General features: G+C 37.9%; 14 protein-coding genes and 3 pseudogenes. 2 read left to right on the top strand and 15 right to left on the bottom strand.

All coding sequences use genetic code 11. The annotated features are described in order from the left end of the window. Positions 1-23 precede the first annotated feature (23 nt). From BV906_RS05060 to BV906_RS05025, 8 genes are read right to left on the bottom strand one after another with little or no spacing between them, the layout of a single operon-like run. The gene (locus tag BV906_RS05060; RefSeq protein ID WP_087972791.1) at positions 24-1,211 is read right to left on the bottom strand and encodes a thiolase family protein; all 1,188 of its coding nucleotides are present in this window, start codon (positions 1,209-1,211) and stop codon (positions 24-26) included. Beyond that, positions 1,211-2,377, bottom strand: coding sequence for an acyl-CoA dehydrogenase family protein (locus BV906_RS05055; RefSeq protein WP_087972359.1), 1,167 nt, complete (start codon positions 2,375-2,377; stop codon positions 1,211-1,213). The genes BV906_RS05060 and BV906_RS05055 overlap by 1 nt, the downstream gene beginning before the upstream one ends. A 15-nt stretch (positions 2,378-2,392) precedes the next feature. Next, positions 2,393-3,172: an enoyl-CoA hydratase/isomerase family protein gene (locus tag BV906_RS05050; RefSeq protein WP_087972358.1), complete on the bottom strand. Its 780-nt coding sequence runs from the start codon at positions 3,170-3,172 to the stop codon at positions 2,393-2,395. Between the two features lie 12 nt (positions 3,173-3,184). Continuing rightward, positions 3,185-4,030: a 3-hydroxyacyl-CoA dehydrogenase gene (locus tag BV906_RS05045; RefSeq protein WP_087972357.1), complete on the bottom strand. Its 846-nt coding sequence runs from the start codon at positions 4,028-4,030 to the stop codon at positions 3,185-3,187. Further along, entirely contained in the window at positions 4,030-5,985 is a 1,956-nt protein-coding gene (locus tag BV906_RS05040) for a TRAP transporter permease (protein WP_087972356.1), read from the bottom strand. The genes BV906_RS05045 and BV906_RS05040 overlap by 1 nt, the downstream gene beginning before the upstream one ends. 30 nt (positions 5,986-6,015) lie before the next feature. Next, complete coding sequence (locus tag BV906_RS05035) at positions 6,016-7,008, bottom strand: TAXI family TRAP transporter solute-binding subunit (RefSeq protein WP_087972355.1); 993 nt, start codon at positions 7,006-7,008, stop codon at positions 6,016-6,018. Between the two features lie 14 nt (positions 7,009-7,022). Further along, entirely contained in the window at positions 7,023-7,676 is a 654-nt protein-coding gene (locus BV906_RS05030) for a 3-oxoacid CoA-transferase subunit B (RefSeq protein ID WP_087972354.1), read from the bottom strand. After that, positions 7,660-8,346, bottom strand: a complete 687-nt coding sequence (locus BV906_RS05025) for a CoA transferase subunit A (protein WP_087972353.1) — start codon at positions 8,344-8,346, stop codon at positions 7,660-7,662. The genes BV906_RS05030 and BV906_RS05025 overlap by 17 nt, the downstream gene beginning before the upstream one ends. A 733-nt stretch (positions 8,347-9,079) precedes the next feature. Between BV906_RS05025 and BV906_RS05020 the strand changes: the two are divergent. After that, positions 9,080-9,268 (top strand): annotated as a pseudogene (locus BV906_RS05020) (IS4 family transposase); the annotation flags it as partial. Positions 9,269-9,328: 60 nt separating this feature from the next. Here BV906_RS05020 and BV906_RS05015 read toward each other — a convergent pair. After that, positions 9,329-9,690 (bottom strand): annotated as a pseudogene (locus tag BV906_RS05015) (transposase); the annotation flags it as partial. A gap of 738 nt (positions 9,691-10,428) precedes the next feature. Further along, positions 10,429-11,544 carry a hypothetical protein gene (locus BV906_RS05010; protein WP_176330273.1) on the bottom strand — a complete coding sequence of 372 codons (1,116 nt, stop codon included), beginning with the start codon at positions 11,542-11,544 and terminating at the stop codon, positions 10,429-10,431. A gap of 32 nt (positions 11,545-11,576) precedes the next feature. Here BV906_RS05010 and BV906_RS05005 point away from each other — a divergent pair. Beyond that, positions 11,577-12,190, top strand: a pseudogene (locus BV906_RS05005) (IclR family transcriptional regulator). A gap of 60 nt (positions 12,191-12,250) precedes the next feature. Here BV906_RS05005 and BV906_RS04995 read toward each other — a convergent pair. The 5 genes from BV906_RS04995 to pxpB form a co-directional block, all read right to left on the bottom strand. After that, positions 12,251-13,441 (bottom strand): MFS transporter, encoded by a 1,191-nt coding sequence (locus BV906_RS04995; RefSeq protein ID WP_087972351.1) that lies wholly within the window; start codon positions 13,439-13,441, stop codon positions 12,251-12,253. A 562-nt stretch (positions 13,442-14,003) separates the two neighbouring features. Next, positions 14,004-15,173: a hypothetical protein gene (locus tag BV906_RS04990; RefSeq protein ID WP_245843900.1), complete on the bottom strand. Its 1,170-nt coding sequence runs from the start codon at positions 15,171-15,173 to the stop codon at positions 14,004-14,006. Between the two features lie 257 nt (positions 15,174-15,430). Further along, entirely contained in the window at positions 15,431-16,387 is a 957-nt protein-coding gene (locus tag BV906_RS04985) for a 5-oxoprolinase subunit C family protein (RefSeq protein ID WP_087972350.1), read from the bottom strand. Then, positions 16,388-17,152, bottom strand: a complete 765-nt coding sequence (locus tag BV906_RS04980) for a LamB/YcsF family protein (RefSeq protein ID WP_087972789.1) — start codon at positions 17,150-17,152, stop codon at positions 16,388-16,390. 19 nt (positions 17,153-17,171) lie between these two features. Further along, positions 17,172-17,894: a 5-oxoprolinase subunit PxpB gene (gene pxpB / locus BV906_RS04975; RefSeq protein ID WP_087972349.1), complete on the bottom strand. Its 723-nt coding sequence runs from the start codon at positions 17,892-17,894 to the stop codon at positions 17,172-17,174. Between the last annotated feature and the right edge of the window lie 410 nt (positions 17,895-18,304).

The following is an 18,304-nucleotide window of genomic DNA, read 5'->3' as shown; positions in this document are numbered from 1 at the left end:
GTATAAACTGCCAGCTACTCTCCTTATTGAAGATATTCTATAATAGTAGAAATTCCTTGCCCTCCACCAATACAAAGCGTAACTAGTCCGTATCTTTCGCCTCTTCGTTCCATTTCATGGAGTAATTTTGTCATTAAGATTGCTCCTGTAGCCCCAATAGGATGTCCAAGAGCGATTGCTCCACCATTGACATTCACACGACTGATGTCCATACCGGACTCTTTAATTACCGATAATGCTTGCGCTGCAAATGCTTCATTTAACTCGATTAAACCAATATCGTTTATTGATAAACCAGATTGTTTTAGGGCTTTTTGAGTGGATTCTACCGGTCCAATCCCCATAATCTCCGGGGAAACACCACTAACTGCTTGCGCAATAATTTTTGCTTTCGGTTTTAAACCGTACTTATTCATTTTAGCTTCGTTCATCATTAATATCGCTGCTGCACCATCATTTCTGCCACTGGAGTTTGCTGCAGTAACTGAACCATTTTCTTTAAAGACGGGTCTAAGTGTGCTTAATTTTTCAATCGAAGAAAGTCTTGGATGTTCATCCACCTCAAAAGAAATTGTCTTCTTATGATCTTTCACTTCAACCGCAACAATTTCTTCCTTAAATCGCCCTTCTTTAATCGCTTGATCCGCTAATTCCTGACTACGATAGGCAAATTCATCTTGTTCCACTCGGGAAATATTATATTTCACTGCTAAATTCTCTGCCGTTTGTCCCATTGTTAAATTTCCGTATTTTCCCACTGGCTGTGAACACGGTTGACTTTCCGTATTTGGATCAAGTAGCAGTCCATTGCCTGCTCCATAACCATAGCGTGCATTGCGAATGTAGTACGGAGCAGTACTCATGCTTTCTGCACCACCTGCTACGACGACATCGGATAATCCTAGTTTAAGTTGCATTTCCGAATTATTAATCGCTTGTAATCCTGACCCACATTGACGATGAACAGTATAACCTGTAACAGAAACAGGTAAATCAGCACGGAGAGCAGCCAGCCTTGCTAGATTTGATGTATCCGCGCTTTGTTTCGCTTGCCCAATAATTACCTCATCAACTGCTACATTAGGTCCGTACTTTTGTAACACTTCACGAATAACCTTTTCTGCTAAGTGATCGACGGGAACATTTTTTAATGTACCTCCCATTTTGCCAATTGCCGTTCGGACAGAGCCAATAATATAGGATTCCTTCATCATAATTTAACTTCTTTCTTCTTTAAATTTCTAATTAATTCACTTGCAATAATATTTCTTTGTATCTCAGAGGTTCCTTCATAGATTTTAGTAATTCTTGCATCTCTATAATATCTTTCAATAGGATAATCTTTCATATAACCAATTCCACCATGTATTTGCACTGCTAAATCCGCTACTTTATTGTAAACTTCTGAACCGAATAGTTTGGCAATTGCTGCTTCTTTCACGACACGTTGGTTCTGATCTGTCATCCATGCAACCCGATAAGTCATGGAACGTAACACTTCGATTTGCATACTGATTTCAGCTAACATGTTTTGTACAGTTTGAATCTCTAATATTGGTTTTCCAAACTGTTCCCGCTCACTAGCATAGGACAAACAATGTTCTAGTAATCTTTCACAAGAACCTAGGTTCCGCGCTGCTAAACCCGCACGACCATTTGCAAGAATTTTTAGGGCATTAATATACCCTCTTCCTTCTTCTCCTAAGACATTCTCAACTGGAACTTCCATGTCTTCGAAGAATAGCTCTGCTGAATGTGAACCTCTTAGCCCCATTTTTTGCTCAACACTACCGAGCATAAATCCCGGAAAGTCTTTTTCAACAATAAAAGATGTAATTCCTTTTGCTCCTTTAGAAGGATCTGTAACTGCCATCACCGTAAATACATGACCGTCTACTGCATTCGTGATATAGTGTTTCGAGCCGTTAAGAATATATTTATCACCTTTACGAACAGCTGTAGTCTTCAGATTAGCGGCATTCGATCCTGCACTCGGCTCCGTTAACGCAAACGCACCAATCCATTCCCCAGACGCCATTTTGGGCAGGTACTTTTGTTTTTGCTCCTCTGTACCGAGTTCAACGATTCCGACAGAACCTATCCCGGTATGTGCTCCAATTAATGTTGTATAACCGTTATGTGTTTTACCAAGTTCTTCATAGATTGCACATTTACCAACCATATCAAGGCCAAGCCCACCATAATCCTCTGGAATACTTAAACTGAACAGCCCCATTTCCTTTGATTGATCAACAATACTTTCTGGAATTTGATCCTTCTCCTCGATTTCCATTGCTACTGGTTCAACAACTTCTCTCACAAATTTCCTTACGTTCTCTCTTAAAAATTTAATATCCTCTGTAAATTCAAAATCCATATCTGACATCTCCCTTTATTTATTTTGAAATTCAGCTTGCCTTTTTTCGATAAAAGCCGCTGTTCCTTCTTGTTTATCATCTGTCCCAAAAGCAACAGCTTGGGATAGCTTTTCAATCCATAATGCCGTTTCGATATCTAGGTCGTAACCTTTATTGACGGCGTGCTTCGCTAATTGGATAGCGATGGGGCCTTTCTTTAGGATATGACCTGAAACTTCATCTATCTTGTCTTTCAATTTCTCTCGTTGAACGTAGTAGGTAACAAGACCAATTCGCTCTGCTTCCTCGCCATCGATGATTTTTCCAGTTAATATCATATCTAAGGCGCGGCCTTTTCCAATTACTCTTGAAAGACGTTGTGTACCTCCAGCTCCGGGAATAATTCCAAGGTTCAACTCAGGTAAGCCAAACTTTGCATGGTTCGTTGCCATTCGAATGTCACAAGCTAGTGCAAGCTCGCATCCCCCACCTAATGCGTACCCATCAACAGCTGCAATCGTTACCTTGTTACAATTCTCAACTCTTCGGTATAGTCCTTGCATCCCCGGAACTAGTGCCTCTAACGGTTTTTTAGCATTTAACTGTTTAATGTCTGCACCTGCAGCAAATGACTTTCCACCCGCACCTTGAACAACAATCACTTTCACATCTTGATTTTTCTCTGCCTCACCAAATGCTCTTTCGATTTCATCTAACATATTTGAGTCAAGCGCATTTCGAGCTTCGATTCGATTTAAAGTAAGCCAGTAGATACCGCTTTCAATTACTGCTTCAACATAATTAGATTGTTCCATCAGCTGCACTCCTTACCTATATTCAAAGAAACCTTTTCCACTTTTCTTTCCTAATCTACCTGCCTTTACATACTTCACTAAGAGTGGGCAAGGTCTATATTTCTCACCTAACGTTTCATATAAATACTCCATATTCCGTAAACGCGTATCAAGTCCGACTAGATCAGCAAGTTCCAGTGGTCCCATTGGATGGTTCAGCCCTAGCTTTAATGCTTTATCAATATCCTCTGCACTTGCTACCCCTTCCATCAACATGTTCATTGCTTCATTTCCGATTAGACAATTCATTCTCGATGTAACAAAGCCTGGGAATTCATTAACTTCTACCGCCTCTTTATTTAAGTATGATGCCAGCTCTTTTACAAAGGCAACTGTTTCATCGGATGTTTCTAATCCACGTATGACTTCGATTAATTTCATTTTGTGTACTGGGTTAAAAAAATGCATGGCAACAACTCGATCTGGTCGTGAAGTTTGCGCACCAATTTCTGTTGGACTCATTGTAGATGTGTTGGTGGCAAGAATTGTATCTGGTTTACAAATTTTGTCCAATTTCTTGAAGATATCAATCTTTAAGTCCATTTTTTCTAATACAGCCTCTATAACTAGTCCAGAACCCTTTGCAGCTGTTTCAAGATCTACTTCATAATGAATGTTTGCTGTTGCGTGTTGATATGCTTCTTCACTTAAATATCCTTTCTCCAAACTATTTTCTAGCAAATGAGTGATATCTTTCTCGGCCCGATGAAGGACCTCTTCATTAATGTCATTTAAATAAACGGTATACCCAGAGATTGCACAACTATATGCAATTCCTTTTCCCATTAAACCAGATCCAACAACGGTTACTCGTTCCATTAATACATCTCCTTCGCATCTTCACCATATGTGTCTAGCACCAATAAATCTTTTCGGAAATTTCGTTGTAATAGATAAATGAACACCATAATAATCGCTCCAGCAATATCTGTATATATTCCAGGAATGACCATTAATAGAGAACCAATAAATAAGATTATCCTCTCATACCAAAACGCGTGACGTAACAACCACCCCTCTACTGCACAGGCAATACCGACAATCCCAGTGATTGCAGTGATGACTGATAAAATAATTGCTGGTGCCGAACCAACTAATAAAAGCTCTTCCCCATAAACGAATAAATAAGGAACAATAAACGCTGCAAGCCCTAGTCTTACTGCATTAAATCCAGTCTTCATAGGATCGGAACCCGCTATTCCAGCCGCTGCAAATGCAGCCAATGCAACCGGTGGAGTGATTGCTGATAGTGCAGAGAAATAGAATACGAACATATGCGCAGCTAATGGTGTTACCCCTAATTCGATTAAAGCGGGTATTGTCAATGGTACTTGTACAAGATATGCAGCGACTGTTGGAAGTCCCATTCCTAAAATAATACTTGTAATCATCGTGAAAATAAGGGTAAAAATTAAGATCCCGCCCGATAGGTCAATGATGATACCACTGAATTTCAAGCCAATACCAGTTAAACCAATCATCCCGATGATCAACCCAGCTGCGGCACAGGCAACTGCGGTTTCAAGCGATGCCTTAGCGCCTAAATCTAGCGCTTTAATAATTGTTTTAAATGAAAGTCTGCTAGCTTTACTAATTGCAGCAACTAGTATCGTTGCAATAATTGCATATAATCCTGCCTTCATTGGAGAACTACCAGCTATTAACAAAGCAACAATTAGAAGAAGAGGAATAAAAAACATAAACCCCTTTTTGAGCACTCCCCAAGTACTAGGTAAATCCTCCTTGTTTAAACCTACAAGTCCAATCCGTTTCGCACGTAAGTCAACTTGAACATATAAGCATAAATAGTAAAGAAGAGCTGGAATAATGGCTGCAATAGCAATATCCATATAAGGAACACCTAAATAGGCAGCGATAATAAACGCTGATGCTCCCATGATTGGTGGCATAATTTGCCCACCAGTGGATGCCACTGACTCAACGGCTCCAGCGAAATCCTTCTTATACCCCGTTTTCTTCATTAATGGAATGGTAAACGCTCCAGTTGTTACTGTGTTCGCAACCGCACTTCCAGAAATCGTTCCTAGTATAGAACTAGCGACAATTGCTGTCTTTGCAGGACCACCACGATATTTCCCCATTCCAGCAACAGATAGATCAATAAAGAACTTACCCGCACCAGATACTTCTAAGAATTTCCCAAATAGAATAAATAAGAAAATAAACGTTGCTGATACGCCAAGTGGTGTACTGAACACACCTGTCACTGTGTAGTATAAGTGGTCAATAATCCACATCGTTGTAAATTCACGATGAGATAACGCACCTGGTAACAAGTGTCCCCAAAAACCATAGGCTAAGAATAATAACGAAAGAATAACAAGCGTATTTCCAATCACTCGTCTAGTTGCTTCAATCAGGACCAAACCAGCTATTATCCCAAGCGCAATCTCGAAGCCTGTCAACGTTTCAATGTAACTCATACGAGACTGAATCTCTTGTGCGTTAAAGACAAAGTAGGAGTAGGATACTATAGTTAATATGATCAATAACCAATCATACCAAGGAATACTTTCACCTGATGAAGCTTTTTTACTAGGTTTATAGATGGCAAATATAAGAATCAAAGCAAATCCAATGTGTGCAGATCGTTGCAAAATTGACTCAAACACACCAAAAAATGCTGTGTATAGGTGAAAGATTGACATTCCAATTGCAACAACTGAAATAATGGTACTAAACACGCCCTTTAAAGTACGTACCTTCGAGTTAGGGACACCATCAGTTTTCTCTTTTAATTCCTTCTCACTCATTTTTTCACTCTCCTTAGTCCATCTATTTGCCTACTTCAGGGCCCCAACTTCTTTGTAATATCTTTCCGCACCTGGATGCAAATTACCAACATTATTTTCTACCGAATATTCCGGATTAAAATCACTCATAATAGTGGAAATAGTTTCCCAAGTATCGCGATTCTCAAATAACATTTTTGTTAAATCGTAAACTGCTTCCTCACTCATCAAATCATCATTAACCAGTAATACGGTATAACCAGCAACAGTTCCCACATTTTCCTTTTGATTCGGATAGCTTCCCGCTTCAATCGTATAATCAAGGTATCCTTCATTTTTTTCATTTAAAGCCGTGATAATTTCATCATCCAGTGGGATTAAACGAATACCAAGTGTTGTATCTAATTCTTGAAAGGTCGAAACTGGCGCTGAAAGCATGCCTGTTATTGCATCTATATGGCCGTCCCGTAATAAATCTGCTCCATCGGAAGTTCCGATATATTCCACTCCACCTAAATCATCATAAGACATTCCAGAAAGTTCTAATATATCCATGAAAGCAAGCTCACCACTATATCCTTTAATTCCAGGACTTACCGTCTTTCCTTTCAAATCTTCAACCGTATAAATGTCAGAATCAGCACGTACAACGATATGAAATACATTTGGATAAAGCGTTGCAACTGTGCTCACATTTTCTATTGGCTCATCAAAAGCTGCAATACCATTTAATGCTTCAGGAACCGTTTGTCCATTACTAAATCCAACATGATAGGCTCCCTGACCAAGTCCAAGTAGGTTAGAAACTGATCCACCTTCAACAATGGTTGTAGATGAATCTGGAAAAACATCTGTCATCACGTCTGCCATAGCGCCAGATAATGTATACCAAAAACCACCGACTGTCGCAGAACCAAATGTTATTTCTGCCGGCACTCCACTTTCTGCATCTGAAGTACTTTCCCCATCTTCATCAGACGAGCAACCAATTAATACCAAAGTTAGCGCAATAAAACCTACCAACAATCCATTTATTTTCTTCATTTAATTACCTCCATCTACGTTATAATTTTTATATCATTATATTTGAATTCAACATCTATCATATCTCTTAATTGCTCTATACTTATATCCGATAAAATCTCAATAAGCTCTGTACCCTCATTGGTAAATTTAAATACTGCATGTTCTGTAATAAGTAGATCTGCCCTTCTTTTACCACTACTAGGAAAGTGTAATTTCTCAACCAATTTTGATTTTCCATCCTTTGCACATAGTGTTGAAGCTATAATAATTTGCTTAGCTCCAGCAACTAGATCCATCGCGCCACCTACTCCTAGAATGGTCTTTCCTGGTACTGCCCAATTAGCAATTTCACCATATCGATCGACCTGTAAAGCGCCTAATATAGCAACATCGACATGACCGCCACGAATCATAACAAATGAATCTGAACTATCAAATAAGGAGGCTCCTGTGTCCATCGTGATCGGTTTCTTACTGGCACTAATTAAGTCCATATTGACATTTTCTTTATCAGGCGTTGGACCCATTCCAAGCAAACCGTTTTCTGACTGCAAGAATAATTTCTTTCCCTCAAGATAATCAGGAATTAAAGTTGGAATTCCTACTCCAAGATTTACTATTTGTCCTTCTTTTAACTCCTCTGCCACTCGCTTTGCAATCTTAATGCGTTCAGACTGACTCAACATATGCACCTCCCTTTTTCACATACTTATTTAAAACAATATAATCGACATATGCATGAGGGGTAACAATCTCAAGTGGATGAAGTTCTCCAGCCTCAACAATTTCATCTACTTCAGCAATGACTACTTTCCCGGCACTTGCCATTACTGCATTGAAGTTACGAGCAGTATGATCGTATACGAGATTCCCGATTGTATCCGCTTTCAATGCTTTAATAAGAGAAATATCCCCTTTTATTGCCTTCTCAAGAATATACGTTTTACCATCTATTACTTTTTCTTCCTTTCCTTCAGCTAGTTTTGTCCCAACAGCTGTTTTGGTATAAAACCCACCAATTCCAGCTCCTCCACATCGAACGGCTTCAGCAAGTGTCCCCTGTGGAATAAGTTCAATTTGCAGTTCACCGTCTGACCATGCCTGAACCGCATCACGGTTTGTTGTAAAATAGGACCCCACTGCTTTTTTCAAGTTTCCAGAAAGCAATAACTTCCCCAACCCCTTACCTGTTTCACCTAAATTGTTACTTACAACTGTTAGATCATGCTTTTCTGAATTCGCTATTTCATCAAGCATGGTAAGCGGTGTACCAGATAAGCCAAATCCACCAACTAAAAGAGTGTCGCCATTATTAATTAAATCTAAAGCCTTAGAAGTATTTATTAATTTTTCCAATTTACAAATTCCTCCTACTTATTAAATGAATATTCCTTATAAATCTCCCGCTCTTCCAACTATTTCTGTTTACAATTTCGTAATACGTAAATAGTATAAATTCCTTGTTATCACGTAAAAAACTTGCTTTTACCAAATGGTACAACATCAAAATAATTGTTATGTTGTAAAATATTCCCCTTTTTTATTCCCCCCTATGAATTTAATCCCTTTATCGTTCCGTATATCGGAATGAATATTCTGTTTTTTCTTACTTTGAATTATAGTTTAAATATTACGATAATGCAACACTAAAATTGAATTGTTTGAAAAATATGTAGTTTTAACACACAAATGCGTTATTAGGAATATGTAACAAAAGAATAAAATTTAAAGTTACAACACGGATGTATTATTATGAAGATTATTTGAAGATGAATAATGTTCATGCATTTATCAGTTTTATAAGTATGCTGGATGTGAAAAGATTATAAATTTAAGCACTAGTGTTGCATTATTTTAATTTAAATATTAAAAATAACAAAATCTTCACAATTTTATTTTTGCACAAAGAAAAAGTCTTTTATAATGGATAAGTAAGGTGGTAACCCGTCCAAACTCACTAATAAAGGACAAACATACGGACAAGATTACAAACAAAACTTCATTTGGGTAATGGTTTTTACCAATAAATCTTCAATTGTTTGAAGAAAACATCCAAAACATTGAAATTAGATTACTATACGAAAAAATTAAGGAATGCATGTATGTGTTTTGACCGCGGCTATCTGGTTTATGAGCGCTTTGACCTTATGACAGATAATGGGTGCTTTTTTCTTTCAAGGTTACGGAAAAAAGCAGTCACTCGGGAAATTTACGACTTTAAACTTTCCGATGACACGTATGTTTTATCGGAAAAATGGTGTTAATTGGTACGACTCAAAAGGTTTCACTAGTGTTGCATTAATAATTTCAGAATATCCCATTTATCGGTTTCCCTCTATTAGAGCCAAAAAAATAAATACGCAATAAAAGTGGCTCCATCCATTTGGGAATTTATTACAGTTAGACTTATGTGACGACAATTTGTTTGTTTAGGTACACCTTTCCCCTCTATTTTAAAAGCCAGATATAGGATGGCTTCCACGAAGAGGCTCTTAAATAGCGGCTAATTTGTAATGTTTTTTGCTTGCTTTTCGTCTCGTTTTGAACCAGTACAAGTAGGCAAAATACAATCAGTGCGGTAAACACTTGATTTTTAATGACCCATTCGCTTTTACAGTAGAACTTCTTGATTCTGAGATGCTGTTTGATCCATTAAAAAAACAGTTCGATTGCCCAGTGCAACTTATACAGCTCTATAATTTCTTCGGACTCAAATCAAATCGATTTGTATTAAATGTAGTTCATTATTTAAGATATAAAAAAAGACAGAAAGCCATTTATTGTTTAAAGGCTTTCTGTCTTTTAATTACTACACTAGCAGCCGAAGTAAAGGAAATAATTGAATCTGCCAAAAAGGGAGTACTAAGTAGTGGTGGGGTTCTTAACTAAAAATTATTAAACAAAATGTTAACGGTTATCCAGATTTTTATCAAGAGACTTTAAAAGGATTATTGTCTATTAAAATTCTCCTATTATAAAAACTATAAAAGCATCTCAATACCCATTCACAATCATGAGGCCGAAATTGTTGCTTTGTTATTTGGCATTTCAAACAAATAACAGATTTAATAACAAATGACATTGTTAAAATACTAAAAGCAGCAGCAAATATATAAATATATGAATATGTATAGTGTACCTTTCTATCAAATACATAGAAGATACATTCTATATGTTTAAATTAATTCTGTTAACTTCTCGTGCTAGCTAAACGTAACTCTTGCTTCTTTCGGTATACCCGGTTGCAATAACATATTATCACATGTAACCTCAATACACTTATAGCAACCATAAATAAAATATTTAATGCTTCCTTATTGTCTTAGTTAATCATCTACCCATAGACGCCACAATCGAAAGTATTAGGATGTTTACCAAGGCTACTTTGAAATAAATGATAATTATGAATTACAGTTATGAAAGAAGGTACATGATACCCTACCCAAAATAAACCCTCCCCTGCACATAACCCATCACCATTACATAAATAACCAGCGCAAACTTCCAATTAAACACCATTCCATTTTTAAATCCACTCAATCCGTTCGTACCGCTTAATACAATAATTGGCATCAAAACAGGTGATAATAGAATGGAAATGGAACTGCCAAGGGTGACAGCGAGAACAATAAGTTCGGGTGGATATGGAAGATAAATAGTTTCCAGGATTCCACCTACGAGAACCATTACGGTGAGTGGACCGAGTCCGAAAAATCCTAGGATTATAACCATGAATGGCAGTAAGTATAAAACATTTAGAAAGGGTATTATCTCCTGCAGGGAATATACACCGTCTACAACGATGCTCGCAAACCCGGTCTGACTCAATGCGAAAATAAGAATACCGGCACCAAGCATGACACAGAGCTGATAGGACTGACTAACCATGTCCTTTTGTATGTAGGTTTTTGCCGTCTCATACAGTTTATTCAATCTACGCTTAAAGACATAGTAGGCAATAATCCATATCATAACAACCATTGGAATCAATACAAGCAGTTCCATTTCTACAAAAGCATTTAATATAAAAATCGAACCGAATAGCGATATAAATAAGACAATAAATTCGATTGAATGCCGATTTACTTCTCTTTTATTCGTAGTATGGCGGAGAAGGTCCTCTATTTCTGACGTTAGACCGGTGGTGAGATTTACACCATATTTTTTCTCTTCAAATTTAGAAAAGATAAGCGCGATAAAGATTCCACAAATCGCTACCATCATCCCTTGTACGATAGAGATTCCAAGGTTTGCGTCCATTACTTCCACCACGAACGCAAAGCTTGGGATACTGATTACCCACATAACAGAAAGTGCAAAGCCTCGAAGTACAGCAGTTCCTTTGAAATGCTCCCAAGCTTCACCTTTTTCATCTTTTAAAATCATGTTTACAAATTGATACATCATCGGAATGGAGCCGAACAATAGGAAGTATGAAATAATTTGGGTAAAAGAGATAATACCAAAGTAAAACTTCCTGCTCGTATTTAAAAATCGATGCCCAAGCCCCATAATCGCTTCCAAATAAGATAAGGAACCAATTAAATCTGCCAAAAGGAAGTGCCCATCGCCATATATCCTCCTTGATGGGAGAAGGATTTTTAACTAAAAACCCAAAAACAAATCACTATCGATTAGGACTTGCCATTCTCAGTTTAGGTGGCGCTATCTTTAGTCATCATGAATTATACGAAGAGGCATTGCCAATCGTTAGCGACCTTTCTAAAACCTTGGATGAATCAGTACATATCTGTTTAATGGAAAATGAGAAAGTCGTATACTTGTTCCGAATAGAAAGCAGGCATCCAGACAGACTTGTCACACAAATTGGAAGGACTAATCCCCTCCACTGTACAAGTGAAGGACTTTGTATACTAGCTTTCCAAAGTGATGACTATATTAAAAAGGTATTGCAAAAAGAATTATATGCCTATACACCATACACAGTAACCCAACCAGATGAGTTGGTTAGCCTATTGTCAGAGATACGAGAAAAGGATTATTGTTTACTAAAATCTTCCTATTATGAAACTATACGAGCATTGCTACCCCCATTCATAATCATGAGGCAGAAGTTGTTGCTTCATTATCTGTCATTGGACATTCCAATCGAATAACAGATGGAAACAAAGATGCCATAATTGAAAAAATGAAAGTAGCTTCAAATCAAATATCGGAACATATGGGATATGTGTATTAGGAAAAGACTGTACCCTTCTAAGTTTAGCTTTTAACTGGCCTTGAATAATCCCCAAGCATTTTAAGCAGCGCTCTTCTGTTTGATATTTGCCTTTTTTCCATGTAAAACATAGTAAATTCCCATACAAACAACAATCCAAATAGCGATGGCTCCATATAAATAGCGAAAACCCATAAAACCTACTAAGATTCCCAATAAATATGGACCGCTTCCCGTACCTAAATCAAGAAAGATGAAATAGGTTGATGTTGCCAATGCTTTGCGATTTGACGGAGCTTGCTGGATAGCGATTGCCTGATAGTTGGACTGTACATTCCCAAAACCAATGCCAATTAATGCAGCAGCCAAAAGAAAAAGTATGCCATTTGGTGCGGTACTTAAACATAAGAATCCAAGAGCAAGACAGATTAACAGCGGATAATTCACTGCATTCTCACCATACCGATCAAACCATTTTCCAGTAAATGGCCGGGACAATATTACAGCAATAGCATACACAACAAAGAAAAAACTTGCGACATTTTCCATTTGGATATCTTTGGCATACGTCGACAAGAAAGATAAAAGGCTCGAATACCCCAATGCAACTGTAAAAATACCAATTGAAATTGGAACCGATTTTGGTTCTATAAAATTGCTTACCTTAAATCGTTTCATTCCTTTTAGCTGCTCAGGCGAAATTTGAATTTTTGGTACTTTAATAAATAGAGTAATAATCAAATCAATGAACGCAACTATACCCCCAACAAGGACAATCATTTGAAATGTTGCATATGTACTAATGACGATTCCGAGGAAAGGACCGATCGCCATTGCTACATTCATCGCTGTTGAATAATACCCGATTCCTTCCCCACGTCGCTCATCTGGAATAAGCTCAGCAGCAATGGCACCTGCAGCGGTTGTAATGAAACCAAAAGCTGCTCCTTGAGCGAAACGAAGTAACATAAGAAATGCCAGACTGTTTGCCCCTAAATGAAGAAACATCGTAATTACAAAAGCAAGTAATGAAATAATGAGCACTTTTTTACGTCCAATCCGATCAATATAAATGCCGGCAGCAAATCGAGCTAACAGGGCAGCAATGACAAAAATCCCAACAGCCAAGCCCGCTAATCCCTGACCAGTCTGATATTCTGTTGCGACATACAATGCCACGGTTGACATTAATAAGTAAAAGACAATATGTGTGAAAAAATTCGTTAAAAAAATAATAATAAAGTCCTTCGTCCAAAGATTCGTTTTGCTCAATTCATTTCACCTCTTTCCTTTCAACAGAGAATAATAGCAACCTCAATTAATGCAGTAGCTAGAAAAAATGGAGGGACAAGGTGGGATATAATCCTAATGTTCTAAAACCGTAAACGACAATGTATGGATCAATGGTAGCATTTGTTGAGGGACAAACAATAGGAATAACACATACTCAGCAAATACAGCTATAAATGAAAGTATTTAGGCATAGACATCCAGCTGTATTTTCCATCACTTTTTTGGGAACAGAGGAACTAAGTGCTTTAACCATAAGTAATATCAAGGATCCAATAAAATTTTTTCAGCTAATCAGGATGGATACCCTACGCAAAATAAACCCTCCCCTGCACATATCCCATCACCATTACATAAATAACCAGCGCAAACTTCCAATTAAACACCATTCCATTTTTAAATCCACTCAATCCGTTCGTACCGCTTAACACAATAATTGGCATCAAAACAGGTGATAATAGGATGGAAATGGAACTGCCAAGGGTGACAGCGAGAACAATAAGTTCGGGTGGATATGGAAGATAAATAGTTTCCAGGATTCCACCTACGAGAACCAGAGTGGACCGAGTCCGAAAAATCCTAGAATTATAACCATGAATGGCAGTAAGTATAAAACATTTAGAAAGGGTATTATCTCCTGCAAGGAATATACACCGTCCACAACGATGCTCGCAAACCCGGTCTGACTCAATGCGAAAATAAGAATACCGGCACCAAGCATGACACAGAGCTGATAGGACTGACTAACCATGTCCTTTTGTATGTAGGTTTTTGCCGTCTCATACAGTTTATTCAATCTACGCTTAAAGACATAGTAGGAAATAATCCATATCATAACAACCATTGGAATCAATACAAGCAGTTCCATTTCCACAAAGGCATTTAATATAAAAATCGAACCGAATAGCGATATAAATAAGACAATAAATTCGATTGAATGCCGATTTACTTCTCTTTTATTCGTAGTATGGCTGAGAAGGTCCTCTATTTCTGACGTTAGACCGGCGGTGAGATTTACACCATATTTTTTCTCTTCAAATTTAGAAAAGATAAGCGAGATAAAGATTCCACAAATCGCTACCATCATCCCTTGTACGATAGATATTCCAAGGTTTGCATCCATTACTTCCACCACGAACGCAAAGCTTGGGATACTGATTACCCACATAACAGAAAGTGCAAAGCCTCGAAGTACAGCGGTTCCTTTGAAATGCTCCCAGGCTTCACCCTTTTCGTCCTTTAAAATCATGTTTACAAATTGATACATCATTGGGATGGATCCGAACAATAGGAAGTATGAAATGATTTGGGTAAAAGAGATAATACCAAAGTAAAACTTCCTGCTCGTATTTAAAAATTGGTGCCCAAGCCCCATTATCGCTTCCAAATATGCTTCTTCACGCAATACCCAGCTAATCATCGGCACAATGATTAGCAAACCAATCATATTTCTCATCTGCAGAAATCCACTCATCAAACCTTGTGTAAGAGATGAATCCGAAAATACGAAGATAATAATTCCAACTATAAACAGTCCTAGTGGCATTTTAATTTTGGCTGGTGTATAAATAACTACCGCAAATAAAAAAATACCCATACCACTGATGGACAGGAGATTCAATAATAATTCATGCTCATTAAAGTACGTGTAAAAATGAAGTATCGTAAAAATAATGATGGAAATGGTAAGTCCCCACTGGATGACTTTCTTCATAATAAATGCTCCTGCGTTACTTTTTATTTTTAATCAAATTTTTTCTTTTATATAAGTAACCATAACCTACATTTTTATCTTTGTAAATATTGTAATAATTATATCAGTTTAGATCTAATTACCATATGGATAGTGTGGAACATAAAAGAACAGCAACTTCTTAGCAGTTACTGTTTTTATTACCCGGGAAATTTTTGTAGAATATTGCGTGCTGAAATTCGACATATTCGGGGAGCATCACAGCTGCGGTAGTGTGGCTATACTCCTGCTCGTATGGTTAGTTTTCTTAGTAAGGTTTCTCTTTCTACATATAGTCGTTGTGCCGCTTCCACGCTTACTGCTTCAAACTGCAGTATACTGCCGGAAAGTTTTTGAACGACATAGGGGAGGTCAACGGAGATAACTGTGGCAATTCGTGTATAACCACCGGTCGTTTGTCTGTCTGCAAGGAGAATGATAGGCTGTCCATTTGCAGGAACTTGTATTGTACCAGGTAAAATAGCATCTGAAAGAATATCTGCTCCCTCTTTATGGGTAAGCTTCGGTCCTTCCAGACGATAGCCCATGCGGTCGGATTGTGCTGTCATTTTAAATTGGGATGCACAAAACTTCTCAACGACATTGTCCGGAAAGCTGCGCAGATCAGGTCCCAAAACGACGCGGATTTTTCTCTGCAAACTGTAATCTGGTACAGCGCTTTCGGTTAGTCCTCGGCCGGAAAGCTGTTTCAGTGGCTTACCCGCTTGTCCTGCTTCCAAACGATCATCCTTTTGTAGATAACGGCCTTCAAAGCCACCTAATTCTGCCTTTATATATGTAGATCTGCTTCCCATTACAAGAGGAGTGTTGATTCCACCTGCAGCAGCAATGTAGGCATAACTTCCAACTTTAGGCTGTCCAAATGTGAGTCGTTGTCCCTTTTTAGCAGTGAAAGATTTCCAAACAGAGACCGGTTCACCATCCAATTCAGCGGATAGGTCGGCACCGCAAATTGCAATTACCGTATCGTTTAGTACAAGAAGCTCTGGTCCCATAATAACAACTTCAAGCCCTGCTTTATCACGATCGTTGCCAACGAGTAAATTTGCAATCTGTAAAGCATAGTTGTCCATAGCACCAGAGACGACGACACCATATTGCTGATAACCTATGCGTCCAAGATCCTGGACAGCCGTTGCCAATCCTGGCTTTATAACTTCAAATAGTTTTCCCATTTACTTCCCTACTTTTTCTATCGAAATTCCTTTTGTAATCAAGGCGTTATGCAGTTTTTTAGCGAATTCCAGTGATTTAGGTTCATCTCCATGGATGCAAATCGTGTCTGCTTGAATCGCTATATCCGAGCCATCCACAGCTTCTACTTTTCCCTCTTCCACCATTCGAATCACTCGATACACTGCTTCATCAGCATCTTCTACCATCGCGTTTTTAAGTGTTCTTGATGTTAAGGAACCATCTTCTTGATATGTACGATCAGCAAAAACTTCCTCTGCAACAGTCAGTCCTGCCTGCTTCCCCATTTGGGCAAGCTCACTGCCCGCTAATCCAAATAAAATAAGATTCGGATTAATATTAAAGACTGCCTCAGCAATAGCCTGTGAAATTTCTTTATTTTTAGCTGCCATATTATATAATGCACCATGGGGTTTTACATGATTTAGTCTATTTCCATTAATTTTGGCAAATGTATCAATTGCACCTACCTGGTAAACGATAAGATTATAAACTTCCTCTGGATCGATTTCCATTGGCCGACGACCGAAACCAATCAAATCTTGTAATCCGGGATGTGCTCCAAGGCTGATATTTTTTTCCGTCGCCTTTTTTACGGTATGCTGGATAATATTATGATCACCGGCATGATAGCCGCACGCAATATTGGCAGAAGATATGTAGTTCATAACAAGTTCATCTTGTCCGATAGTATAAGCACCAAAACTTTCGCCCAAATCACTGTTCAGGTCAACATGATTTGTCATAAGTATCTTACTCCCATCTTTATTCTGTATATTTTTCAATAGGAGGAAGATAACTCCCTGCCTCCACTTCTCTCTCTATTGCTGCAATTTCCGATTTAGTGATTGAAAAAAATCGTATATAATTTCCTGCTTGAAGCAAAATAGGCTTCTCCCGATTTGGATCATATAATTTAATTGGTGTTTGTCCAATAATCTGCCATCCTCCTGGCGAGTTCAGTGGATAAATTCCTGTCTGTTTTCCGGCAATACCAACAGAACCAGCAGGAATTTTTGCTCGCGGATTCGCCAATCTTGGTGCATTAATTTTATCAGACATGCCACCTAAGTAAGGAAAACCTGGGATAAAGCCCATCATGTAGATCAAATAATCTATTCCAGTGTGAATCCTAATTACTTCAGACTCGTCCATTCCATTTACATATGCTACATGGTTAAGGTCTGGGCCCTTCTCTCCACCATAAAGCACGGGAATATGTACAACCTTTGCTCGTGGCAACTCGATGTCAGAGAGTTGATGTTGGATTGATTCAATTCGTGTTTTCAACATATCATATAAAATATAATATGGGTCATATACAATAGTAACCGTTGTATACGTTGGAATCCATTCGATTACACCGGGAATATTTTCCTTTTCAAGATACATGCAGAAACTTCGGATTTTTTCATTTGTTTCCTTTGAAATTGTCTCCCCAAATTGAACCCGTAATCCTGTATCACCATAAGGGTTTAATTTAAACAATCTTATCCACCACCATTAATAATAGGGAGAAAAAAATTCTCCTCTTATATTGTAACATTTTTTTATATTAGAACAATTATGGCTATGTTTGGGTCAATGTTCAGATTCCTAGATATCCTCCGTGTTTTAAGGAAAAACGAATGATGGATCACAGCTCCGGCTACTTATGATAAAGATATAACAGATTGAAACTGAAACACATTAGATAATAAAAAAGCTACCAACCTAATTCGTGTTAAACAAAGGTTAGCAGCTTTTATACTTTTCGACAACAACCGGAAAATTACAAGTATAGGTAAATAACCCATGATAATAATGTAAATTTACTACTCATATAAACAAGCCGCGTTCAGCGCCAGCCCCTATGGACTAGAAAGACTTCCTTCACCTCTGTCCGTTTAAGTCCAGTC

Source organism: Oceanobacillus rekensis, assembly GCF_002153375.1.
GTDB classification, from domain to species: domain Bacteria; phylum Bacillota; class Bacilli; order Bacillales; family Amphibacillaceae; genus Oceanobacillus; species Oceanobacillus rekensis.
This window is presented reverse-complemented; position numbering and strand designations above follow the sequence as displayed.